The organism is Agrococcus sp. GCM10030265, from assembly GCF_042666675.1.
In the GTDB taxonomy this organism is placed as follows: Bacteria; Actinomycetota; Actinomycetes; order Actinomycetales; family Microbacteriaceae; genus Agrococcus.
The window spans coordinates 590,926-613,345 of the sequence record NZ_JBHTCZ010000002.1; the positions used below are offsets into that span (position 1 = coordinate 590,926).

Sequence of the window (22,420 nt, forward strand, 5' to 3'; positions counted from 1 at the left end):
GTGGAGAGGTGGACATGGCCACGAAGCAGACCGCGCGCCCCGCAGCCGAGGGCGCCGTGCCCGCGCAGGGCGCCGACGCCCGCCCCGGGTACGTGCCGCCCAGGTGGCTCGCGATCGTGCTCGTCGTGACGGCCCTCGCCGGGCTCACCGCCGCGCTGACGCTCGCGATCGAGCGCATCCACCTGCTCGAGAACCCCGATGACGGGCTCGGCTGCGACATCAGCCCGTTCGTGAGCTGCTCGGGCGCCATCGAGTCGTGGCAGGGCAGCGTGCTCGGCTTCCCGAACCCCTTCATCGGCCTCATGGCCTTCCCGATCGTCATCGTCATGGGCGTCCTCGCGCTCGCGCGCGTGCGCCTGCCGCGGTGGGTGTGGTCGACGTTCACGGTCGGCGTGCTCGGCGGCCTCGCGTTCGCGCTGTGGCTGTGGCAGCAGAGCGTGTTCGAGCTCGGCCTCGTGTGCCCGTGGTGCTTCCTCGTCTACATGGCGATGTCGGCCATGGCACCGACGCTCGTCGTGTGGGCCGTCGGCTCGGGCGCCATGGTCGCGCCCGCCGGGCTGCGGTCGTTCCTCGCGCGCTGGGGCGAGTGGTCGTGGGTGCTGAGCCTCGCCCTCGCCATGACGATCGTGCTCGTGATCGTCGTGCGGCTCCCCGACATCCCGCGCTTCCTCATCCTCGGCCACTAGGCCCGCGTCGCCGGGCCTCGACCCCGCGCACGACGAACGCCCCGGGCATCGAGCCCGGGGCGTCCGTCGTACGTGCTGGGAAGGCTCAGGCGAACCAGAGCGCAAGCTCGCGCGCCGCCGACTCCTCGGAGTCGGAGCCGTGCACGAGGTTCTGCTGCACCGCGAGGCCCCAGTCGCGGCCGAGGTCGCCGCGGATGGTGCCCGGCGCCGCCGTCGTCGGATCCGTCGTGCCCGCCAGCGAGCGGAAGCCCTCGATGACGCGGTCGCCCGAGAGCCGCAGGGCGACCGACGGGCCCGAGAGCATGAACTCGACGAGCGGCTCGAAGAAGGGCTTGCCCTCGTGCTCGGCGTAGTGCTGCTCGAGCAGCGCGCGCTCGGGGTGCACGAGGCGGAGGTCCTCGATGACGTAGCCCTTGGCCTCGATCCTCGCGAGGATCTGGCCGGTCAGCCCACGGGCGACGCCGTCGGGCTTCACGAGGACGAGGGTGTGCTGCATCGGGTCCCTTCCCACGGTGGCTGCGCTCACTGGCCGCCGGTGATCTGGCGGGCGCGCACGAAGCAGAATATCCACATCGCGATGAAGGCGAGCGCGACGCCGACCATGACCGGCTCGACGAAGGCGAGGCACGCGAAGAGCACCTGCGCGGCGAGGCTCGCGACCCAGCCCCACGAGAACCGCAGCAGGCGGTTGACGAGGATGAGCACGAGCGCGACGACGCCGAACGCCGCGGGCGCCGGCCAGTCGCGCGTGACGCCCCACACGGCGAGGGCGCCGAAGGCGAGCGCGGCGACCTCGAGGCCGTGGACGATCGTGAGCAGCTTCTCGAGCAGTCCCCGCTCGCGGCGCGGCGCGGTGCTCATCGTCGCATCCAACGCTCGGCGCGCGCCTTCGCCTGCACGGCGCCGAGCAGCGTCACCGAGCCGGTGACGACGACGGCGCCGCCGCGATCGTCGGCCTGCTCGCGCGCCGTCTCGACGGCCCGCTCGAGCACGGGCTCGACGCTGACGCGCTCAGGGCCGAAGACCGCGACCGCGACGGCGGCGAGCGCGTCGGCGTCGATCGCGCGCTCGGAGTCGGACTGCGTCACGACGACCTCCTCGACGTGCGGCTCGAGGATGCGCAGCACGCCCTCGGCATCCTTGCCCTCGACCATGCCGACGACGAGCTGGACGTGCTCGAACGAGAACACCTCCTGCAGCGCCGTCGCGAGCGACTGCGCGCCGTGGGGGTTGTGCGCCGCATCGACGACGACCGTCGGATCGGTGCCGACGACCTCGAGGCGCCCGGGCGAGGTGACGGCCGAGAGGGCCGCCGACAGCACGTCCTGCTCGATGGGTCGCGTGCCGCCGCCGAGGAACGCCTCGACGGCGACGAGCGCGAGCGCCGCGTTCTGCCCCTGGTGACGGCCCAGCAACGGCAGCGGCTGATCCTCGTACGCCGCGGCGAGACCGCGCACCGTCAGCAGCTGGCCGCCGACGGCGAGCGTGCTCTCACGGGTGAAGTCGCGGCCCTCGACGAGCACGCGGGCCGCGCCGACCTCGGCCGCGCGCGCCTCGATCACCGCGAGGGCCTCGGGCGCCTGCTCGGCCGTGACGACGATCGCGCCGGGCTTGACGATGCCCGCCTTCTCGGTGGCGATCGCCTCGACGGTCGTGCCGAGCCGGGCCGTGTGGTCGAGCGCGATGGGCGTGAGCACCGCGACGTCGCCATCGGCGACGTTCGTCGAGTCCCAGGTGCCGCCCATGCCCACCTCGACGACCGCGACCTCGACCGGCGCGTCGGCGAAGACGACGTAGGCGAGCACCGTGATGGCCTCGAAGAACGTGAGGCGGCGTTGGCCGTCGCGTTCGAGCTCGGCGTCGACGAGGTCGAGGAAGGGCGCGATCTCGTCCCACGCGCGCGCGAACACCGCATCGGCGACAGGCTCGCCGTCGACGAGGATGCGCTCGGTCACGCGGTCGAGGTGCGGGCTCGTGAGCAGGCCCGTGCGCAGCCCGTGGGCACGCAGGAGCGACTCGGCGACGCGCGCCGTGGAGCCCTTGCCGTTCGTGCCCGTGACGTGGATGACGCCGTACGAGCGCTGCGGGTCGCCGAGCAGCTCGACGGCGCGAGCCGTCGCGGCGAGACGCGGCTCGATCGCCGTCTCCCCCGCGCGCTCGAGCAGCTGCGCGTACGCGGCGTCGGCGGCCTCGCGATCCTCGAGCGAGTCGAGGATGCGGTCGTCGACGTCGTCGTCGTCCGCGTCGTCGTCGCCTCCCGTCGGGAAGGGCAGCGTGGCGCCGCCGCCTCCGGCCTCGAGCGCGTCGAGGTCGAGCGCGTCGACGTCGTCGCCGAGCTCCTCCTCGTACGCCTCGTCCCAGGCGTTCATCTCGTCGCCGTCGGCGTTGCGACGGGCGGGCTCGGGGTGTCGCGGCTCGCGGTCGTCGGTCATGCGCGCTCCAGTCGGATCGTGAGCGGCGAGCCGTCGCCGACTCGGACGTCGGCGGCGTCCGCCGCCTCGCCCGCCGTGTCGTCGACGCGCTCGATGGTGAGGTCGGTCGCGAGCGTCTCGCTCGCGACGAGGGCACGGTGCTCCTCGAGCGCCGCGACGCCGTGGCCGTCGGAGCCGAGCACGAGCACGATGCGGTCCGAGACGTCGAGCCCCGCCTGCTTGCGGGCGTCCTGGATGGCGCGCACTGCGTCGCGTGCGAGGCCCTCGGCCGCGAGCGCGGGCGTGATGCGCGCGTCGAGGTCGAGGTGGGTGGCGCCGAGCAGCGCGCTCTCGCCGTCGTCGTACGCCGACTGCGTCGGCTCGTCGAGCAGCTGGAACTCGCCGGGCTCGAGCACGACGTCGCCGACGACGAGCCGGTCGCCGTCCTGCGTCCACTCGCCACGTCGGATGGCCTCGAACGTGGGCTTGAAGTCGCCCTTGAGGCGTGGCGCCGCGACCTTCGACACGATCTGCGCGGTCGTCCCGAGGCCCGGCAGCGCGTCGCCCTCGGCGACGTGCACCACGCGCACGCGCTTGAGGTTGACCTCGTCCTGCACGAGGTCGGCGAACGCCGACAGGTCGACCCTGCTCGTGATGGTCGCCTCGGCGAGCGGCAGGCGCACGCGCAGCCTGCGCTGCTTGCGCATGGCGTGCAGCGCGGTCACGACGCCGCGGATCTCGTCCATCTGCGCCACGAGCTCGGGGTCGGCGGGCAGCGACGAGGCGTCCGGCCAGTCGACGAGGTGCACGGAGCGTCCGCCCGTGAGGCCCCGCCAGACCTCCTCGGCGACGAGCGGCGCGAGCGGCGCCGCGATCGTCGTGAGGACCTCGAGCACGAGCGCGAGCGTGTCGAACGCCTCGCGGCTGCGCGGGTCGTCGGTGACGCCCTGCCAGAAGCGGTCGCGCGACCGGCGCACGTACCAGTTGGTGAGGGTGTCGGTGAAGTCGCGCAGCGCGAGCGTCGCGCCCGTCGCGTCGAGCGCGTCCATCGCGACCGTCACGGCCTCGACCGTGTCGCGCAGCTTCGCGAGCACGTAGCGGTCGAGCACGTCGGTCGAGTCCGCGCGCGGCGTCGCGACGTACGGCTGCCCGTCGGCTGCGCGGTTCGCGTAGGTCGTGAGGAAGTACCACGTCGACCACAGCGGCAGGTGGAACTGCCGCAGCGCCTCGCGGATGCCCTCCTCGGACACGATGAAGTTGCCGCCGCGCAGGATCGAGCCCTGCAGCAGGTTCCAGCGCACCGCGTCCGATCCGTACGCGTCGAACGACTCGTTGACGTCGGGGTAGTTGCGGCGCGACTTCGACGCCTTGAACCCGTCGTCGCCGAGGATGATGCCGTGGCTGATGACGTTGCGGAACGCCTCGCGGCCGAAGAGCGCCACCGACAGCACGTGCTGCACGTAGAACCAGCCGCGCGTCTGCCCGATGTACTCGACGATGTAGTCGGCCGGGCTGTGGGTCTCGAACCACTCCTGCTGCTCGAAGGGGTAGTGCACCTGCGCGAACGGCATCGAGCCCGAGTCGAACCACACGTCGAGGACGTCCGGGATGCGCCGCATCGTCGAGCGGCCCGTGGGGTCGTCGGGGTTCGGGCGGGTGAGGTCGTCGATGTACGGCCGGTGCAGGTCGGTCGGACGCACGCCGAAGTCGCGCTCGAGCTCGTCGAGCGAGCCGTACACGTCGATGCGCGGGTGGTTCGGGTCGTCGCTCTTCCACACGGGGATGGGGCTGCCCCAGTAGCGGTTGCGGCTGATCGACCAGTCGCGGGCACCCTCGAGCCACCTGCCGAACTGGCCGTGCTTCACGTTCTCGGGCACCCAGTTGATGCGCTCGTTGGCGGCGAGCAGGTCGTCCTTGAGGTCGGTGACGCGCACGAACCACGACGACACGGCCTTGTAGATGAGCGGATTGCGGCAGCGCCAGCAGTGCGGGTACGGGTGCAGGTACGACGCCTCGCGCAGCAGCCGGCCCTTCGCCTGCAGGGCGCGGATGATGGTGCGGTTCGCCTCGAACACCTGGACGCCCGCGATGTCCGACAGCTCGCCGCCCGCGAAGAGCTGCAGGAAGCGACCGCCGTCGTCGACGGACAGGATCGTGGGGATGCCCGCGGCAGCCGTGGCGCGCTGGTCGTCCTCGCCGTACGCGGGCGCCTGGTGCACGACGCCCGTGCCCTCGCCCGTCGCGACGTAGTCGTCGACGAGCACGTGCCATGCGGTGCCGGTGCCCCACTGCTCGTCGTCGGCGAAGTCGTCGAAGAGTCGCTCGTACGCCATGCCGCCGAGCTCGGCACCCGTGAGGGTCTCGAGCACCTCCGGCGCTGCGTCGTCGTAGCCGAGCACCTTGGCGTGCGCGCCCACCGTGTCGGCGGCGAGCAGGTAGCGCGTCTGCCCCGCGACACCGCCGTCGGCGGCGCCCGAGGGGCCCGCCACGACCACGGCGTACGCGATCGCGGGACCGACCGCGAGCGCCATGTTCGTCGGCAGCGTCCACGGCGTCGTCGTCCACGCGAGCATCCGCACGCCGGCGAGGCCCGCGGCCTCCGCCCGCTCGCCGACGAGCGGGAACGTCACCGTGACCGACGGGTCCTGGCGCTCCTGGTAGACGTCGTCGTCCATGCGCAGCTCGTGCGCCGACAGCGGCGTCTCGTCGCGCCAGCAGTACGGCAGCACGCGGTAGCCCTCGTACGCGAGGCCCTTCGCGTGCAGCTCGGAGAACGCCCAGATCACCGACTCCATGTAGTCGAGGTCGAGCGTCTTGTAGTCGTGCTCGAAGTCGACCCAGCGCGCCTGGCGGGTGACGTAGTCCTCCCACTCGCGCGTGTACTCGAGCACCGACTCCCGCGCCTTCGCGTTGAAGACGTCGACGCCCATCGCCTCGATCTCGGCCTTCTCGGTGATGCCGAGCTGCTTCATGGCCTCGAGCTCGGCGGGCAGGCCGTGCGTGTCCCACCCGAAGCGGCGGTGCACCTGCTTGCCGCGCATGGTCTGGTAGCGCGGGAAGACATCCTTCGCGTAGCCCGTGAGCAGGTGCCCGTAGTGCGGCAGGCCGTTCGCGAACGGCGGGCCGTCGTAGAAGACCCACTCCTCGCAGCCCTCGCGGGCGTCGATCGACGCCTGGAAGGTGTCGTCGCCCTTCCAGAACGCGAGGATGCCCTCCTCGACCGCCGGGAAGGACGGGTTCGGCACGACCGTGCCGCCATGCCTGGGGTAGCGCTGCGCGTCCACCTGTGCTCCTCGTAGCTGCTGCCGTCTCGGAGCCGGGACGCTCTCGCGCGGTACCACCCGGCTTGCAGCCCGTCCTGGCGCTGCCGCTCGCTCTTCGGCTGTGACGGGCCGGACCCGCTCGGATCTACTGCACCCAGGACCTCGCGGGCCGGGGTGGTTCTGCCGAGGACTCCCCGGTGATGGCCGGATCGACGTCTGTGCCTCCATGCTACCCGCACGGCGCGCGGACGCGGCGCGAGAGGTGCGGACGCCTGGTCGGACACAGGCGGGTCATGGGAAGCGCGCCTATCGTGGCGGTCATGCGCATCCGTACCGCTGCACTGCCCCTCGCCCTCGCGGCGATCGCGATGCTGACCGCATGCGGAGGTGGCCAGGGCGACCAGGCGCCGTCGACCTCCGTCGACGCCGTCCGCCGAGGCGTCGACGGCCTCGCAGTGCGAGGCGGTGCTCGCGGAGGCGCAGCAGCTCACGACCGACGTCTCCGCGCTCGCGACCCGCTTCACGACCGACCCGCTCGGCGCGCTCGCAGCGGTGCCCGGCATCGTCGACCGCGTCACGACGCTCGGCGACCAGGTCACCGACCCCGAGCTCGCAGCGCACGTCGACGCGATCTCGACGGTCGCGACCGGCGCGATCGACGAGGCCCAGACGGCGATCTCGCAGGGCGACACGCAGGGCGCCATCGACGCGCTCACGAACGCCGCGATCGAGGTCGAGCCCGCCGTCGCCGCCTTGCAGGAGTACTGCGCGGCGCAGTGACCCTCGGGCGCCGAGGCTCGTACCCTGGGCGCATGAGCGCTCCCCTGCTCGCGATGCTCGACGGCTCGATCGTCGACGTCGCGACGCCCATCATCCGAGCTGACGACCTCGGCGTCGTCCGCGGCGACGGCGTCTTCGACGCGACGCTCGTGCGGCGCGGCGTGCTGCGCGACACCGAGGCGCATCTCGACCGCCTCGCGCGGTCGGCTGCCATCCTCGCGCTGCCCGAGCCGGACCGCGAGGGCTATCGCCGCGCGATCGACGCCCTCGTCGCCGCGTGGGACTGGGAGGCGGCGCCCGAGGCCGTCGCTCGCCTCGTGCTGACGCGCGGACGCGAGGGCGGCGGCGAGCCGACGGCGTACGTGCTGCTGCAGGCGCTCTCGGCATCGGTGGTCGCCGAGCGGTCGTCGGGCGTGCGGGTGCTGCTGCTCGATCGCGGCTTCGACGGCGAGGCGATCGCGACGATGCCGTGGCTGCTGCCCGGCGCGAAGAGCCTGTCCTACTCGATCAACATGGCCGCGAAGCGGCACGCGCACGAGCACGGCGCCGACGACGTGCTGTTCGTCGCGCCCTCCGGTCGCCTCCTCGAGGGGCCGACGTCGACGCTCGTCCTCGACGTCGACGGCGAGCTGCTGACGCCCGAGCAGGACGGCATCCTCGCGTCGATCACGCTCGAGCAGCTCGAGCGCGACGCTCCCGCGCACGGGCTCACGGTGCGGCACGCGCCGCTCACGCGCGACGACCTCGCGCGAGCACGGGGCGGCTGGCTCATCTCCTCCGGCCGACTGGCCTCGGCGATCGTGTCGATCGACGGCGAGGCCTTCCCCGCCTCGCCGCTGCACGACGCGCTGTTCCGCGCGCTCGACGTGTAGCGCGCGGCGTCGTCAGCCGAGCGCGGCCGCAGCGCGGCGCACGGCGTCGTCGGCGCCTCCGCGCGACCTGCCGTCCTGGCTCCACTCGACCACCGCGGTCGCCGCGGCCGTGACGAGCGCGGCGGCGACGTGCAGCGCCGCGCGCCCCTCGGCGCCGCGCAGCGCCCGCTCGACGCGAGCGACGAGGGGCTCGAGGCGCTCGAGCACCGACTGCCGCAGCACGACGTCGGTGCCCATGATCGCGGTCTCGCGCAGCATCCACGGCACCCGGTCGCCCCATGGCGCGAGGGCGTCGGCGATCGCGTCGGCCACGGCGGCGCGGTCCATGCCGTCGACGAGCCGGATGCGCGCGAGCACCTGGTCGACGTCGTGCCACAGCAGGTCGGACTTCGCGCCGACGTAGCCGAAGAACGCGCTGCGCGAGATGCCGGCGCGACGTGCGACGTCGTCGATCGACGTCGCCTCGTAGCCCTGCTCGAGGAAGAGCTCGACCGCCGCCTCCTCGAGGTCGGAGACCGAGGTCGAGCGTGGTCTGCCGCGAACGCCTGCCATGGGACTACAGTATGCGAGGGCCTCAGGCGTTCCTGGACCCGATCCATCATTGCTTGGAGCATCCGTGAGCACCATCACGCGCACCTCGAGCCCCCGACGCGTCGCCGCCGCGGCGACGATCGGCACGGCCCTCGAGTCGTACGACTTCTACGTCTACTCGTACTTCGCCGCGTTCTTCGCAGGCCCGTTCTTCTTCTCGGCGCTCGGCGACGCGGGCGCGCAGCTCGCCGCCTTCGCGACGATCGGCATCGCGTTCGTCGTGCGCCCGATCGGCGCCGTGCTCTTCGGCCATCTCGGCGACCGGCTCGGGCGCCGCCGCACGCTCATCCTCACCGTCACGCTCATGGGCGTCGCGACCGGCCTCGTCGGCCTGCTGCCGACCGGCGCCGAGTGGGCTGGCATGAGCGCCGTCGTCCTCGTGCTGCTGCGCGTCGTGCAGGGGCTCTCGCTCGGTGGCGAGTGGGGCGGCGCCATCCTGCTCGCGACCGAGCACGCCGACGCGCGTCGACGCCCGTTCTTCGCGTCGCTGCCGCAGCTGGGCTCCCCCATCGGCTCCGTCGCCGCCGGCGGCTTCATGCTCGCCCTCTTCTTCGGGCTCGGCCCCGAGGCGGTCTCGGCCTGGGGCTGGCGCATCCCGTTCCTCATCGCCATCCCCCTCATCGCCGTGTCGCTCTACCTGCGCGCATCCGTCGACGAGACGCCCGTCTTCACGGCCCTCCAGCAGCGCGGCGAGCGCGAGCGCGTGCCCGCGCTCGCCGCCATCACGAGCCAGCCGGCGGCGTTCGGCGTCGCCATCCTCACGGCGCTGCTCGGCATCGGCTCGTACTCGCTCATGAACACGTACACGATGGACTACGGCGCCGAGGCCCTCGGCTTCGACCCGATGCAGCTGCTGCTCGCCGCGACGATCGGCGGCCTGCTGCAGTTCGTCACCGTGCCGGCGTTCGGCGCCCTCGCCACCCGCATCGGCTCGCCGACCGTCGTCGCGATCGGCGCGATCGGCACGCTGCTCATCGCCTTCCCCATGTACTGGCTGCTCTCGAGCGCGACCTTCGGCTTCCTCGTCACGATGATGATCGTCGGCGGCATCCTCCCCACCGCGTCGTGGGCGGCGCTCGGCGGCACGATGGGCGAGCTCTTCCGCGGTCGCCACGCGTACTCGGCGCTGTCGATCGCCTACGCGATCGCCGCCGTCGTGTCCGGCTTCATCCCGCTCGTGACCGACGCGCTGGGCGACGCCACCTCCGACGCGTGGTGGCACCCCGGCATCGTGCTCGCCGTGCTGTCGGTCGCGACGCTCGTCGGCGCCCTCGCCGCGCGCTCGATGCGCAAGGTCGGCGACGAGGAGGCGGATGCGGCGCAGGCCGTGCCCGCGCGGGAGCCGGTGCGCGCCTGACGCTCGCCCCGCGCGGCGGCGGCCGGCACGATCCCTCGTCGCCGTCCCGCCGCCGCGCGTGCGCACGACCGCCGGCGCGCGCGCACGCCGGGCGGCACGCCGATCCAGCGCGGCTACGCTCGAGCCATGCGCCGCATCCCCCGCGCCACCTGGATCCTCGTCGTCGTCGCCGCCGTGCTCGGCCTCGTCGGCATCACGATGGAGCACATGCTCGTGCGCGACGTGCTGCTCATGGCCTCCGTGGGCACGCTCCTCGTCGCCTTCCTCCTCCTCGTCAAGCCGTCGCGGGAGCGCATCCACCCCGACGCCCCCGGCGACGACGATCGCTGACGCATCGCGGATCGATAGGCTGAGGGGCACAACCAGGCATCTCGGACACGATGCCGTGCAGAGCGAGAAGGGGACGCCATGAGCGCCATGCCGGACAAGCCCGCCCTCGAGGGACTCGAGACGAAGTGGGACGCCCACTGGGAGCAGGAGGGCACGTACCGGTTCGACCGCGAGGGCCAGAGCCGCGACACGATCTACTCGATCGACACGCCGCCGCCCACCGCCTCCGGATCGCTGCACGTCGGGCACGTGTTCTCGTACACGCACACCGACGTCATCGCGCGCTTCCAGCGCATGCGCGGTCGCACGGTCTTCTACCCGATGGGCTGGGATGACAACGGCCTGCCCACCGAGCGTCGCGTGCAGAACTACTACGGCGTGCGCGTCGACCCCTCGCTCTCGTACGACGCCGCGTTCACGCCGCCGTTCGACGGCGACGCGCCCGCGAAGGCGCAGCAGGTGCCCGTGTCGCGGCAGAACTTCATCGAGCTGTGCGAGCGCCTCACCGAGGAGGACGAGCGCAAGTTCGAGGAGCTGTGGCGCACGCTGGGCCTCTCGGTCGACTGGTCGCAGACGTACCGCACGATCTCGGACCACGCGCGCGCCACGAGCCAGCGCGCGTTCCTGCGCAACCTCGAGCGCGGCGAGGCCTACCAGTCCGACGCGCCGACGCTGTGGGACGTCACGTTCCGCTCGGCGGTCGCGCAGGCCGAGCTCGAGGATCGCGAGCAGCCGGGCACGTTCCACACGCTGCTCTTCACGAGCGGCGATGGCGACCTGCGCATCGACACGACGCGGCCCGAGCTGCTGCCCGCGTGCGTCGCGGTCGTGGCGCACCCCGACGACGAGCGCTACCAGCACCTCTTCGGCACGACGGTGCGCACCCCGATCTTCGACGTGGAGGTGCCGTTCGTGGCCCACCACCTCGCGCAGCCCGACAAGGGCACGGGCGTCGCGATGGTCTGCACGTTCGGCGACATGACCGACGTCATCTGGTGGCGCGAGCTCGACCTGCCCGCCCGCGCCGTCATCGGCTTCGACGGCCGCTTCCTGCCCGACGCGCCCGCCGCGATCGTGTCGGAGGCCGGCGTCGAGCTCTACGCGCAGCTCGCGGGCAAGACGGTGTTCTCGGCGAAGGAGGCGCTCGTCGCCGCCCTCGCGGAGGCCGGCCGCACCGTGGGCGAGCCGCGCCGCATCACGCATCCCGTGAAGTTCTACGAGAAGGGCGACAAGCCGCTCGAGATCGTCACGACGCGCCAGTGGTACATCCGCAACGGCGGCCGCGACGCCGAGCTGCGCGAGCGTCTGCTCGAGCTCGGACGCGGCATCGAGTGGCACCCCGACCACATGCGCGTGCGCTACGAGAACTGGGTGCAGGGCCTCGCAGGCGACTGGCTCATCTCGCGCCAGCGGTTCTTCGGCGTGCCCATCCCCGTCTGGTACCGCGTCGGCGAGGACGGCGAGACCCGCTTCGACGACGTGCTGCTGCCGAACCCGTCGCAGCTGCCCGTCGACCCGTCGACCCACGTGCCGGACGGCTTCGACGCCTCGCAGCGCGGCCAGGCCGGCGGCTTCGTCGGCGAGGTCGACATCATGGACACCTGGGCGACGTCGTCGCTCACGCCGCAGCTCGCGGGCGGCTGGGGCGGCGTCGACGACGAGCTCTGGGATCTCGTCGCGCCGTTCGACCTGCGTCCGCAGGGTCAGGACATCATCCGCACCTGGCTCTTCTCGACGGCGCTGCGCGCGCTCTTCGAGGGCGACAGGGCGCCGTGGCGCCACGCGGCGATCTCGGGCTGGATCCTCGACCCGGATCGCAAGAAGATGTCGAAGTCGAAGGGCAACGTCGTCACCCCGCTCGGGATGCTCGAGGAGCACGGCGCCGACGGCGTGCGCTACTGGGCCCTCTCGTCGCGCCTCGGCGTCGACGCGACGCTCGACCCGCAGAACCCGAAGATGATCAAGATCGGTCGCCGCCTGGCGATGAAGGTGCTGAACGCGGCGCGCTTCGTCTACCAGATGGAGGGCGAGCCCGGCGAGATCGCGAACCCGATCGACATCGACATGCTGGCCGAGCTCGGCCAGGTCGTCGACCAGGCGACCGCCGCGCTCGAGCGCTACGACCACGCTCGCGCGCTCGAGCTGACCGAGACGTTCTTCTGGACGTTCTGCGACGACTACCTCGAGGTCGTGAAGCAGCGCGCCTACCAGGGCGACGAGATCGGTCGCGCATCGGCGATCGGCGCGCTGCGCGCCGCGATCGACGTGCTGCTGCGCCTCCTCGCGCCCGTGCTGCCGTTCGCGACGGAGGAGGTGTGGTCGTGGACGCACGAGGGCTCCATCCACGTCGCGCCGTGGCCGACGCGGCACGACCTGCCGACGAGCGCAGGCACCACGGGCCTGCTGCCCGCCGTCTCGGAGGCGCTCATCGGCATCCGCCGTGCGAAGTCCGATGCGAAGGCGAGCCAGCGCACCCCCGTGACGCATGCGGTGCTCGCTGCGCCCTCGGTGCAGCTCGGCCTCCTCGAGCAGGCCGCACGCGACCTCGCCGACGTGGGCCGCATCGAGCGCCTCGAGCTCGTCGCGGGCGACGCCCTCGAGGTGCGCTCGATCGAGCTGGCACCCGAGACCGAGACCCGCTCGTGAACATCGGCTCGCGCTGGCCCGTGGGCGGCGACGCTCCCGCGTCGCTGCCGCCGGTCGTGCGCGAGGCCGTCGCCGCCGAGGAGCGCGCCCTCGTCGACCTCGGCGCCGACACCGCGGGATGGGGCTGGACGCTCACGTACCTCGAGGGCTCCCCGGTCGTCGAGTGCGACGACGGCACGCGCATCCGCCTCGCGGGCGACGGCGTGCTCGTCGAGCGCGACTGACGCCGCCCAGGCACGACGAAGGCCCCCGCGTCCCGCGGGGGCCTTCGTGCGTCGTGGGCGACGGCGGCGACCGGTCGGCGCACGGGGCGCACGCACGCGCGGTCGCAGCGATCCGCCCCCGGTCGCGTCAGCCGGTCGCGTCAGCCGCGCGCGACGATCCAGCCGTGGATCATCGCCATCCACCCGTCGGGATCCGCCGCCCACGCCCGCCACGCCGCCGCGATGACGTCGCGGTCCGCAGCGGTCGCGAGCCCGTGCTCGTCGGTGCCCGACACGAAGCTCGACGCCACCGCGCGCTCGGCCCACTGGTGCCCCCACCAGGCGCGCGCGTCATCCGACTCGAAGCACCACGTCTCGACATCCGTCGCGATCTCGGCGAAGCCAGCGGCACGCGCCCACGCCTTCAGGTGCGTGCCCGCATCCGCCTGCCCGCCGTTGGCGTCCTGCAGCGCGACGATGATGCGGCGCCACTCGCGCAGCCCCTCGCTGAACGGGTGGATGGCCGTCGCCGAGTAGACGACGTCGCGCGCGGCGACGATGCCGCGCGACACGCGCCGCCACTCGGCGAGGGCGGCCACGGGATCCCCGAGGTGCTGCAGCACCTGATGCGCGTGCACGACGTCGAACGCGCCGTCGGCCGCGTCGACCGCGTACGCATCCCCCACCTCGAAGCGCACGTTGCGCACCCCCGCCGACTCGGCGAGCGCGCGGGCCTGCGCGATCACGTCGGCCGACGCATCGATGCCCACGACCTCGCCGTCACCCACCCGGCGGGCGAGGTCGATCGTGATCGACCCCGGCCCGCAGCCGACGTCGAGGATGCGCTGCCCGGGCTCGAGGGACGGCACGAGGTAGGCGGCCGAGTTCTGCACGGTGCGCGCCGCATGCGCGCGCGTGACCGACTCGTGGTGTCCGTGGCTGTAGACGGCGGCGGTGCTCACGGAGGCGAGCCTAGCCAGACGCCGCGGCGCACGACGCACCTAGGCTGGCGGCATGCAGAACCCGTTCTTCGAGCCGTCTCCCCTGCCCTACCAGCTGCCGCCGTTCGCCGACGTGCGCGACGAGCACTACCGGCCGGCGTTCGAGGCGGGCTTCGCGCAGCAGCTCGACGAGATCGCCGCCATCACGGCGCAGGAGGGCGCGCCGACGTTCGACGACACCATCGCGCCGCTCGAGGCGTCCGGCGGCATCCTCGGACGCGTCGCGCACGTGTTCTTCGCGCTGTCGTCGGCCGACACCACGCCGTTCCTCGACGAGCTCGAGGCCGAGATCGCGCCGCGCTGGGCCGCGCACGCCGACGCCATCGAGCTCGACCCCGCCCTGTACGCGCGCATCGCGCACCTGCACGAGCACCCGGATGCGTCGTGGACGCCCGAGCAGCGCTGGGTCGTCGAGCAGTGGCATCTGCGGATGACGCTCGCGGGCGCCGCGCTCGACGCCGAGCGCACCACGCGCCTCAAGGAGCTGAACCAGCGCCTCGCGAGCCTCACGACCACCTTCGACCAGCAGCTGCAGGCAGACACGAACGACCTCGCCGTGCGCGTCGACGACGCGGCCGACCTCGACGGCCTCTCCGCGAGCGACATCGCATCCGCCGCGCAGGCGGCAGCCGACCGCGGCCTCGAGGGAACGCACCTCATCACGCTGCCCCTCTTCACGGGCCACCCGTGGCTCGCGCAGCTCACGAACCGCGACCTGCGCAGGCGCATCATGGAGGCATCGCTCGCGCGCGGCACGCGCGGCAACGCCCACGACAACCGCGCGGTCATCCTCGAGATCGTCGCGCTGCGCGCGGAGCGCGCGGCGCTGCTCGGCTTCCCGACCCACGCGCACGTCGTCACGGCCGACGCGACGGCGAAGACGCCGGAGGCCGTCGACGCGATGCTGTCGCGGCTCGCGCCCGCCGCGGCGCGCAACGCCGTCGCCGAGGCCGCCGACCTGCAGGCCCTCATCGACGAGGCCGGTGAGGACCACGCGCTCGCCTCGTGGGACTGGGCCTTCTGGACCGAGCGGCTGCGCACGGCGCGCTTCGACGTCGACACGCAGGCCCTGAAGCCGTACTTCTCGGCCGAGCGCGTGCTGCAGGACGGCGTCTTCGCCGCCGCGACGCAGATCTACGGCGTGACCTTCACCGAGCGCGACGACCTCCACGGCTACCACCCCGACGTGCGGGTCTTCGAGGTGCACGACGCCGACGGCAGCGAGGTCGGCCTCTACCTGCTCGACCTGCACACGCGCGACGCGAAGCGCGGCGGCGCGTGGATGAACCCGCTCATCTCGCAGAATCGCCTGCTCGACGAGCCGACGGTCGTCATGAACAACCTCAACGTGCCGAAGCCGCCGGCCGGCTCCCCCACGCTGCTCACGTTCGACGAGACGAACACCCTGTTCCACGAGTTCGGCCATGCGCTCCACGGGCTCTTCGCCATCGTGGGCTACCCGAGCGTCGCCGGCACGAACGTGCCGCGCGACTTCGTCGAGTTCCCCAGCCAGGTCAACGAGATGTGGATGCTGTGGCCCGGCATCGTCGAGTCGTACGCACGCCACGTCGACACCGACGAGCCCATCCCCGCCGACGTGCTCGACCGCATCCGCGCGAGCGAGACGTTCGACCAGGGGCACGGGACGACCGAGTACCTGGCGGCCGCGCTGCTCGACCAGGCCTGGCACACGCTCGAGCCGGGCGCGACCGTCGACGACGTCGCCGCCTTCGAGCGCGCCGCGCTCGAGCGCGTCGGGCTGCTGCTCGACACGGTGCCGACGCGCTACTCGTCCGGCTACTTCCAGCACGTCTTCTCGGGCGGCTACTCGGCCGCGTACTACTCGTACATCTGGTCGGAGGTGCTCGACGCCGACACGGTGCAGTGGTTCGAGGAGCATGGCGCGACCCGCGAGTCGGGACAGCGCTTCCGCGAGCGCCTGCTGGGCGTGGGCGGCTCGAAGGACCCGCTCGAGGCGTACCGCGACTTCCGCGGCCGCGACGCCGAGCTCGCACCGCTGCTGCGGCGTCGCGGGCTCGAGTGAGCCGTGGTCGCGGCGCTGCCCTCGCCGGGTCGGCGCCGCGACCGTGCCCGCGCGGGAGCGAGGCTCAGGGCAGCCAGACGATGGGGTCGATCCAGTACGGGTCCGTGCTCGTGCCGCCGTTCGGCACCGTGCCGTCGCCGTAGAACGATGCACCCGTGACCTGGGTGCCGGGCAGGGCGAGGGCGACGATGCAGGTGTCGACGGCGGCGCCCACCTGGGCGCCGGACACCATGAAGCCGCCCGAGCATCCCGGCGCCTCCCCGCCGAAGTCGAGCACGCCCGCCGCGCCCTGACCGTCCGACTGGATGCCCGCGATCGTGCCGCCCACGATGCCGTCGATCCCGCGGCCGAAGAGCGCGACGACCTCGACGCGTCCGCGGACGTACCAGACGGTGCCGCCGGCCTGGTACGCCTCGGCGCCGTCGATGCCCTGCAGGTACGCGTCGTCGCCCCGCTCGATCGCGCTGACCGTGTAGCGCAGGATGCTCCACCCCTCCGACTCCTCGAGCACGCCCACCGCGTTGCGCACGACCATCGAGTCGCCGATCGCGAGCGTCGTGCCGGGCGGGGTCGACTCCGGCAGGGGCACGGGGTTCGCCGGATCCTCCTGCGGAGCGGCCGGCGTCGGCGTCGGCGTGGGCGTCGGCTCGCTGGGGCTCTGCGACGCCGTGGGCGAGGCGGATGCGGTCGGCGAGGGCACCGGCGCGGGCCCGGGCGTCGCGATGCAGCCTGCGAGCACGCTGGCCGCGACGAGCGCGAGGGAGGCGGCGAGCAGACGACGGGGTGCGGGACGCTTCACCCGGGCACGATAGCGCCGAGCGGCGCGGCCGACCCTGGGAGCCGCCGGCCGACTAGCGCGGTCGGCGCCGCGACTGCAGCACGAGCAGGATGAAGTACGGCACGCCCACGAGCGCCGTCATGACGCCCGCAGGCAGCTGCTCCGGGTAGATGAGCCGGCGCCCCAGGAGGTCGGCGGTGCCGACGAGCGCGGCGCCGAGCAGGATCGCGAGGGGCACGAACCGGTGGTGCGCCGAGCCGACGAGCGCCCGCGCCGCATGCGGGGCGATGAGCCCGACGAACGCGACGACGCCGACGGCGGCGACGGCGGTGCCGGTGAGCAGCACCGCGAGCACGAGCGCCAGCAGCTGCACGTGCGACAGGCGCACGCCGAGCAGTCGCGGCGTGTCCTGGTCGAGCTGCACGAGGTCGAGGTCGTGGCGCATGCTCCACGCGATGGCGCCGCAGACCACGATGGCGACCAGCACGGGCAGCGAGTCCTCGAAGCCGCGGCCGTAGGTGCTGCCGCCGAGCCACACGATGGCCTTCGCCGCGTTCCACGGGTCGGTCGTCGTGATGAGCATGCTCGTGAGCGCGCCGAACGCCGCGCTCACCCCGATGCCGGTGAGCACGAGCCGCAAGGTGCCGAGCATGCGCCATCCGACGACGGCGAGCACGATGCCCGCCGCGACGATGCCGCCCGCGAGCGCTCCGCCCGCGACGAGCCATCCGGAGGCGGCCGACGACAGCGTGATGACGGTGACGGCGCCGAAGCCGGCGCCGTTCGCGACGCCCAGCAGGTACGGGTCGGCGAGCGGATTGCGCGCGACGGTCTGCACGAGCGAGCCGCCGAGCGCGAGGGCACCGCCTGCGAGGACGCCTGCGACGACACGGGGCGCGCCCGCGTCGAGCGCGATCGACACCTGCCTTCCCGCCTGGCCCTGCAGCCAGTTGACGAGGTCGCCGAGCAGCATGGGGCGCCCGCCGAGCAGCAGCCCGACGAGCACGACCGCGAGCAGCACGGCGCCGGCGGCCGCGAGCGGGATCCACGTGCGACGGAAGACGGATCGCTCGCCGAGACCGGACATCTGCTCGGTCTGGTTCGCTCCGGGCAGCGTCCTCGCGAGCACGACGAGGAACACGGCGCCGACGATGCTCGTCACGACGCCCGTCGGCACGTCGAGCGAGGCCCGGCCCTGCAGCACCGCCCGCAGCAGCACGTCGGCCACGAGCACGAGGCTCGCCCCCGCGAGGCCCGCGATGGGCAGCGCGACGACGTGCCGGTGGAGCCCGGGGATGCGCGAGCCCGCGAGGCGAACGGCGGCGGGTGCCGCGAGGCCGACGAAGCCGATGGGCCCGGCGATCGCCACGGCGCTCGCCGCGAGCAGCACCGACGCGACGAGCGTCGTGAGGCGCAGCGAGCGCACGCCCACGCCCAGCAGCGAGGCGGTCTCCTCGCCGAGCGAGAGCAGGTCGAGCCGTCGGGCGAGCACGAGCAGCGCGACGATGCTCGCCACGACGATGGGCAGCGCCTGCACGACGGTGCCGATGCCGTTCTGCGACAGGCGCCCCACGCCCCACGCGTAGAGTCCTCGCGTCTCCTGGTCGGCGAGCAGGATCGTGACGACGACGACGCTCTGCAGCGCGAGGGCCAGCGCCGTGCCGACGAGGATCATGCGGGTGCTCTGACCCTTGCCGCGGCCGATCGCGACGACGACCGCGGCCGCGGCGATGCCGCCGACGAAGGCGAGCGCCGCACCGCCGAGGAACGGCAGCGTGATGCCGAACGCCGCCGTGATGCCGAGCGCCGCCGCGGCGCCGCCGTTGACCGCGAGGGTGTCGGGCGAGGCGAGCGGATTGCGCACGAGCGACTGCATGGCGTAGCCGGCGATGCCGAGGGCGACGCCCACGACGAGCGCCGCCGCGAGCCGGGGCACGCGGCCGTCCTGCAGGATCGCGTCGTACGTCGCATCGCCGAGGGCCCAGCCGACGACGTCTCCGAGCCCGAGGGAGGTGGTGCCCTGCGACAGGTGCCAGACCGACAGCGGCAGCAGCAGGGCGACGAGGGCGACCGCGAGCACGGCGACGCCCGCGCCGATCCGACGGCTCGGCGTGCGCGTCGGCGTGCTCGCGGTCGCGACGGTCATGCCTGGACGGCCTCGACGAGCTCGTCGAGGTACGTCGACACGGAGTCGACGCCGCCGAACAGCCAGATGCCGTCGTCGAGGCGCGACACGTTGCCCTCCTGCACGGCCGCGAGGCCCGTGTAGATCGCGTTCGACTGCAGCTGGTTCGCGAAGACGTCGTCGTCGCCGACCGTCATGTACACGAGGTGCGCGTCGTCGGGCAGCGCCGAGAGGCCCTCGACGTCGGTGGTGCCGAGGCCGTACGCGGCATCGCCCTCACCCGTGAAGGCGTTCGCGAAGCCGATGCGCTCGAACGCGCCCGCGAGCAGCGAGCCGCTCTCGTAGGTGCGGATCTCGATCTGGCCGCCGTTCTCGTAGCCGTCGAGGTGCGCGATGGGCGTGCCCTCGAGGCCGGCGTCCTCGACCGTCGTCGTCAGCTCGTCGAGGTGCGTCTCGAACTCGTCGATCGCGCTCTCGGCGGCGTCCTCACGGCCCGTGGCCTCGCCGACGAGGCGCAGGTCGGAGAGCATGGTGTCGACGGGCGCGGAGGCGTTCGCGCCCTCGAGCACGACGACGGGCGCGATGGCCTCGAGCTGCTCGTACTGCTCCTCGGTGCCGCCCGCGACGCCGATGATGAGGTCGGGGGCGATCTCGGCGATCGCGTCGATGCTGGGCTCGCCGCGCGTGCCCACGTCGACGGGCTCGCCCTCGAGCGGGGCGCCGAGCCCCGACCAGTCCTCGTAGCCTGCGACGTCGGCAACGCCGGCGAGCTCGAGGCCCACGGTCTGCACGTGCTCGACGACGACCCACTCGAGCGCGACGACGCTCTCGACGCCTGCGGGGATCGAGACCTCCTCGCCGCGCGAGTCGGTCACGGTGATCGCCTCGCCGGACGCTGCGGACTCGTCCTCCGGCGCCTCGGTGGTGCCGCAGCCCGCGAGGGCGAGCGCCGCGACGGTCGCGGCGGCCGCGGCTGCCAGGATGGGACGGAACGGGGTTCGACGCATGGTCGTTCCTCTCTTCGGGCACGCTCGCGCGGGCCCATCGGTGATCGCGCCGCGTCAGGCGGCGGCGTGGATGCGCCGCTGGCGGCGCGTGGGACGGATGTGCAGGTGACCGTCGTCGTCGGTCGTGACGTCGATCGCGACGCCGTACGCCTCCGACAGCCGCTCGGCCGTCAGCACCTCGTGCGGCGCTCCCGCCGCGACGATGCGGCCGTCGACGAGCAGCACGGCGTCGTCGGCGACGTCGGCGGCCTGGTCGAGGTCGTGCAGCACGACGCCCACGGCGACGCCGGAGTCGGCGAGGTCGCGGACGATGTCGAGGATCTCGATCTGGAAGCGGAGGTCGAGGTAGGTCGTGGGCTCGTCGAGCAGCACGATGCCCGTGTGCTGGGCGAGGCACGACGCGAGCCACACGCGCTGGCGCTGCCCACCCGAGAGCTCGGCGACGGGCCGGTCCGCCAGCTCGAGGACGCCCGTCGCGGCGAGCGCGCGGTCGACGATCGCCGGGCCCTCGGGGTCGCGGCGGCGCAGGCGACCGCGGTGCGGGAAGCGGCCGTACTCGACGATCTCGCGCACCGTGACGCCCGACGGCGTCGGACGCGACTGCGCGAGCATCGCGACCCGCTGCGCGAGCTGCCTCTCGCTGAGCTCGGCCGCCATGATGCCGTCGCCGTAGACGATGGCGCCGTCGGCCGGGCGGTGCAGGCTCGTGAGGCCGCGCAGCAGGGTCGACTTGCCGCTGCCATTCGGGCCCACGAGCACGGTGACGCGGCCGGGCTCGAGCGTGATGGATGCCTCGTGGACGACGTCGCGACGCCCGTAGGCGAGGCGCAGGTCGGATGCGGAGAGGCGCTGGGGATCCGTCACATAGGTGAGGCTACCCTAAGCAGACGCCCGGATGCGCGCGCGAAGGAGCCCATGCCCCTCGGCACGTGCCCCGTCGGGGCTCACGCCGAGAGCTGCTCGATCTCGTCGGCGGTGAGCATGACGGGCATCTCGCCCGCGGACACCGACTCCTCCGTCACGATGACGCGTGCGACGCCCTCGTGCGACGGCACCTCGAACATGACGGGGGCGAGGATGTCCTCGAGGATGGCGCGCAGGCCTCGCGCGCCCGTCTTGCGCAGCACGGCGAGGTCGGCGATCGCGTCGAGCGCGGCGGGCTCGAAGTCGAGGCGTACCCCGTCGAGCTCGAACATGCGCTGGTACTGCTTGACGAGGGCGTTCCTCGGCTCGGTGAGGATCTCGACGAGGGCGGCGCGGTCGAGCGGCGACACCGTGGCGATCACGGGCAGGCGACCGATGAACTCGGGGATGAGCCCGAACTTGTGCAGATCCTCGGGCAGGACCTCGCTGAAGATGTCGAGATCGGCCTTCGCCGACGAGATCTCGGCGCCGAAGCCGATGCCGCGCTTGCCCGCGCGGCCGGCGATGATGTCCTCGAGGCCCGCGAACGCACCGGCGACGATGAACAGCACGTTCGACGTGTCGATCTGGATGAACTCGGAGTTCGGGTGCTTGCGACCGCCCTGCGGCGGCACCGATGCGACGGTGCCCTCGAGGATCTTCAGCAGCGCCTGCTGCACGCCCTCGCCCGACACGTCGCGCGTGATCGACGGGTTCTCGGCCTTGCGCGCCACCTTGTCGATCTCGTCGATGAAGATGATGCCCGTCTCGGCGCGCTTGACGTCGTAGTCGGCGGCCTGGATGAGCTTCAGGAGGATGTTCTCGACATCCTCCCCGACGTAGCCCGCCTCGGTGAGCGCCGTGGCGTCGGCGACCGCGAACGGCACGTCGAGCCTGCGCGCGAGCGTCGAGGCGAGGTAGGACTTGCCGCAGCCCGTGGGGCCGACCATGAGGATGTTCGACTTCTGCAGCTCGACCTGCTCGCGCGCGACCTCGGCGCTCGAGAGCGACTGCATGGCCTGCACGCGCTTGTAGTGGTTGTAGACCGCGACCGACAGCGAGCGCTTCGCGGGCCGCTGACCCACGACGTACTCCTCGAGGAAGTCGAAGATCTCCTTCGGCTTGGGCAGCGGCATGTCGTCGTCGGGCGTCGACTCGCCGGCCTCGGCGAGGCGCTCCTCGATGATCTCGTTGCAGAGCTCGACGCACTCGTCGCAGATGTAGACGGCGGGCCCTGCGATGAGCTGCTGCACCTGCTTCTGGCTCTTGCCGCAGAAGGAGCACTTCAGCAGATCGCCGCTCTCTCCGAGTCGTGCCATGGTGCCGCTCCCTCCCAGGTCGGTGCCACAGAGCCTAGCGCCGAGCGCTGACAGCACCGTGCAGCATGACGCGTGGCGTCGGATGCCGGCGTCCGCGGGCAGCG

At 72.8% G+C, this 22,420-nt stretch carries 19 protein-coding genes; 8 read left to right on the plus strand and 11 right to left on the minus strand.

From position 1 onward, the window contains the following. The first annotated feature begins 14 nt into the window (after nucleotides 1–14). Nucleotides 15–686 carry a vitamin K epoxide reductase family protein gene (locus ACFQPP_RS07020; RefSeq protein WP_376915851.1) on the plus strand — a complete coding sequence of 224 codons (672 nt, stop codon included), beginning with the start codon at nucleotides 15–17 and terminating at the stop codon, nucleotides 684–686. 85 nt (nucleotides 687–771) lie between these two features. Here the strand turns inward: ACFQPP_RS07020 and ndk are convergent, their stop codons facing one another. The 4 genes from ndk to ileS are packed head-to-tail and all read right to left on the minus strand — an operon-like array spanning nucleotide 772 to nucleotide 6,381. Further along, nucleotides 772–1,182, minus strand: a complete 411-nt coding sequence (gene ndk / locus ACFQPP_RS07025; RefSeq protein ID WP_376915852.1) for a nucleoside-diphosphate kinase — start codon at nucleotides 1,180–1,182, stop codon at nucleotides 772–774. Between the two features lie 26 nt (nucleotides 1,183–1,208). Next, entirely contained in the window at nucleotides 1,209–1,547 is a 339-nt protein-coding gene (locus tag ACFQPP_RS07030; RefSeq protein ID WP_376915853.1) for a DUF4233 domain-containing protein, read from the minus strand. Continuing rightward, a complete protein-coding gene (locus ACFQPP_RS07035) occupies nucleotides 1,544–3,118 on the minus strand; it encodes a bifunctional folylpolyglutamate synthase/dihydrofolate synthase (protein WP_376915854.1) in 1,575 nt (524 codons plus the stop codon). The genes ACFQPP_RS07030 and ACFQPP_RS07035 overlap by 4 nt, the downstream gene beginning before the upstream one ends. Then, the gene (gene ileS / locus ACFQPP_RS07040; protein WP_376915856.1) at nucleotides 3,115–6,381 is read right to left on the minus strand and encodes an isoleucine--tRNA ligase; all 3,267 of its coding nucleotides are present in this window, start codon (nucleotides 6,379–6,381) and stop codon (nucleotides 3,115–3,117) included. Before ileS ends, ACFQPP_RS07035 begins: the two co-directional genes overlap by 4 nt. A gap of 366 nt (nucleotides 6,382–6,747) precedes the next feature. On the opposite strand from ileS, the gene ACFQPP_RS07045 reads away from it, so the two are divergent. Next, entirely contained in the window at nucleotides 6,748–7,140 is a 393-nt protein-coding gene (locus ACFQPP_RS07045; RefSeq protein ID WP_376915857.1) for a hypothetical protein, read from the plus strand. Between the two features lie 32 nt (nucleotides 7,141–7,172). After that, nucleotides 7,173–8,012, plus strand: coding sequence for an aminotransferase class IV (locus ACFQPP_RS07050; protein ID WP_376915858.1), 840 nt, complete (start codon nucleotides 7,173–7,175; stop codon nucleotides 8,010–8,012). 12 nt (nucleotides 8,013–8,024) lie between these two features. Here the strand turns inward: ACFQPP_RS07050 and ACFQPP_RS07055 are convergent, their stop codons facing one another. After that, nucleotides 8,025–8,564: a helix-turn-helix domain-containing protein gene (locus ACFQPP_RS07055; protein ID WP_376915859.1), complete on the minus strand. Its 540-nt coding sequence runs from the start codon at nucleotides 8,562–8,564 to the stop codon at nucleotides 8,025–8,027. Between the two features lie 64 nt (nucleotides 8,565–8,628). On the opposite strand from ACFQPP_RS07055, the gene ACFQPP_RS07060 reads away from it, so the two are divergent. From ACFQPP_RS07060 to ACFQPP_RS07075, 4 genes are all read left to right on the plus strand, one after another. Beyond that, nucleotides 8,629–9,960 (plus strand): MFS transporter, encoded by a 1,332-nt coding sequence (locus ACFQPP_RS07060; RefSeq protein WP_376915860.1) that lies wholly within the window; start codon nucleotides 8,629–8,631, stop codon nucleotides 9,958–9,960. A gap of 126 nt (nucleotides 9,961–10,086) precedes the next feature. Beyond that, the gene (locus tag ACFQPP_RS07065; RefSeq protein ID WP_376915861.1) at nucleotides 10,087–10,290 is read left to right on the plus strand and encodes a hypothetical protein; all 204 of its coding nucleotides are present in this window, start codon (nucleotides 10,087–10,089) and stop codon (nucleotides 10,288–10,290) included. A gap of 78 nt (nucleotides 10,291–10,368) precedes the next feature. Further along, nucleotides 10,369–12,936: a valine--tRNA ligase gene (gene valS, locus ACFQPP_RS07070; RefSeq protein WP_376915862.1), complete on the plus strand. Its 2,568-nt coding sequence runs from the start codon at nucleotides 10,369–10,371 to the stop codon at nucleotides 12,934–12,936. Further along, the gene (locus ACFQPP_RS07075; protein ID WP_376915863.1) at nucleotides 12,933–13,160 is read left to right on the plus strand and encodes a hypothetical protein; all 228 of its coding nucleotides are present in this window, start codon (nucleotides 12,933–12,935) and stop codon (nucleotides 13,158–13,160) included. The genes valS and ACFQPP_RS07075 overlap by 4 nt, the downstream gene beginning before the upstream one ends. 140 nt (nucleotides 13,161–13,300) lie before the next feature. On the opposite strand, the gene ACFQPP_RS07080 is transcribed toward ACFQPP_RS07075, so the two are convergent. Further along, nucleotides 13,301–14,101 carry a class I SAM-dependent methyltransferase gene (locus ACFQPP_RS07080; protein WP_376915864.1) on the minus strand — a complete coding sequence of 267 codons (801 nt, stop codon included), beginning with the start codon at nucleotides 14,099–14,101 and terminating at the stop codon, nucleotides 13,301–13,303. A gap of 52 nt (nucleotides 14,102–14,153) precedes the next feature. On the opposite strand from ACFQPP_RS07080, the gene ACFQPP_RS07085 reads away from it, so the two are divergent. After that, entirely contained in the window at nucleotides 14,154–16,184 is a 2,031-nt protein-coding gene (locus ACFQPP_RS07085; protein WP_376915865.1) for a M3 family metallopeptidase, read from the plus strand. A gap of 64 nt (nucleotides 16,185–16,248) precedes the next feature. Here ACFQPP_RS07085 and ACFQPP_RS07090 read toward each other — a convergent pair whose 3' ends face one another. The 5 genes from ACFQPP_RS07090 to clpX all read right to left on the minus strand — a co-directional run bounded on the left by ACFQPP_RS07090 (nucleotide 16,249) and on the right by clpX (nucleotide 22,316). Beyond that, nucleotides 16,249–16,983 carry a hypothetical protein gene (locus ACFQPP_RS07090; protein WP_376915866.1) on the minus strand — a complete coding sequence of 245 codons (735 nt, stop codon included), beginning with the start codon at nucleotides 16,981–16,983 and terminating at the stop codon, nucleotides 16,249–16,251. A 52-nt stretch (nucleotides 16,984–17,035) separates the two neighbouring features. Further along, nucleotides 17,036–19,108, minus strand: a complete 2,073-nt coding sequence (locus tag ACFQPP_RS07095) for an iron ABC transporter permease (RefSeq protein WP_376915867.1) — start codon at nucleotides 19,106–19,108, stop codon at nucleotides 17,036–17,038. Next, the gene (locus ACFQPP_RS07100) at nucleotides 19,105–20,094 is read right to left on the minus strand and encodes an ABC transporter substrate-binding protein (RefSeq protein WP_376915868.1); all 990 of its coding nucleotides are present in this window, start codon (nucleotides 20,092–20,094) and stop codon (nucleotides 19,105–19,107) included. Before ACFQPP_RS07100 ends, ACFQPP_RS07095 begins: the two co-directional genes overlap by 4 nt. A gap of 54 nt (nucleotides 20,095–20,148) precedes the next feature. Beyond that, nucleotides 20,149–20,958 carry an ABC transporter ATP-binding protein gene (locus ACFQPP_RS07105; RefSeq protein ID WP_376915869.1) on the minus strand — a complete coding sequence of 270 codons (810 nt, stop codon included), beginning with the start codon at nucleotides 20,956–20,958 and terminating at the stop codon, nucleotides 20,149–20,151. Nucleotides 20,959–21,038: 80 nt separating this feature from the next. After that, a complete protein-coding gene (gene clpX / locus ACFQPP_RS07110; RefSeq protein WP_376915870.1) occupies nucleotides 21,039–22,316 on the minus strand; it encodes an ATP-dependent Clp protease ATP-binding subunit ClpX in 1,278 nt (425 codons plus the stop codon). Nucleotides 22,317–22,420 lie beyond the last annotated feature (104 nt).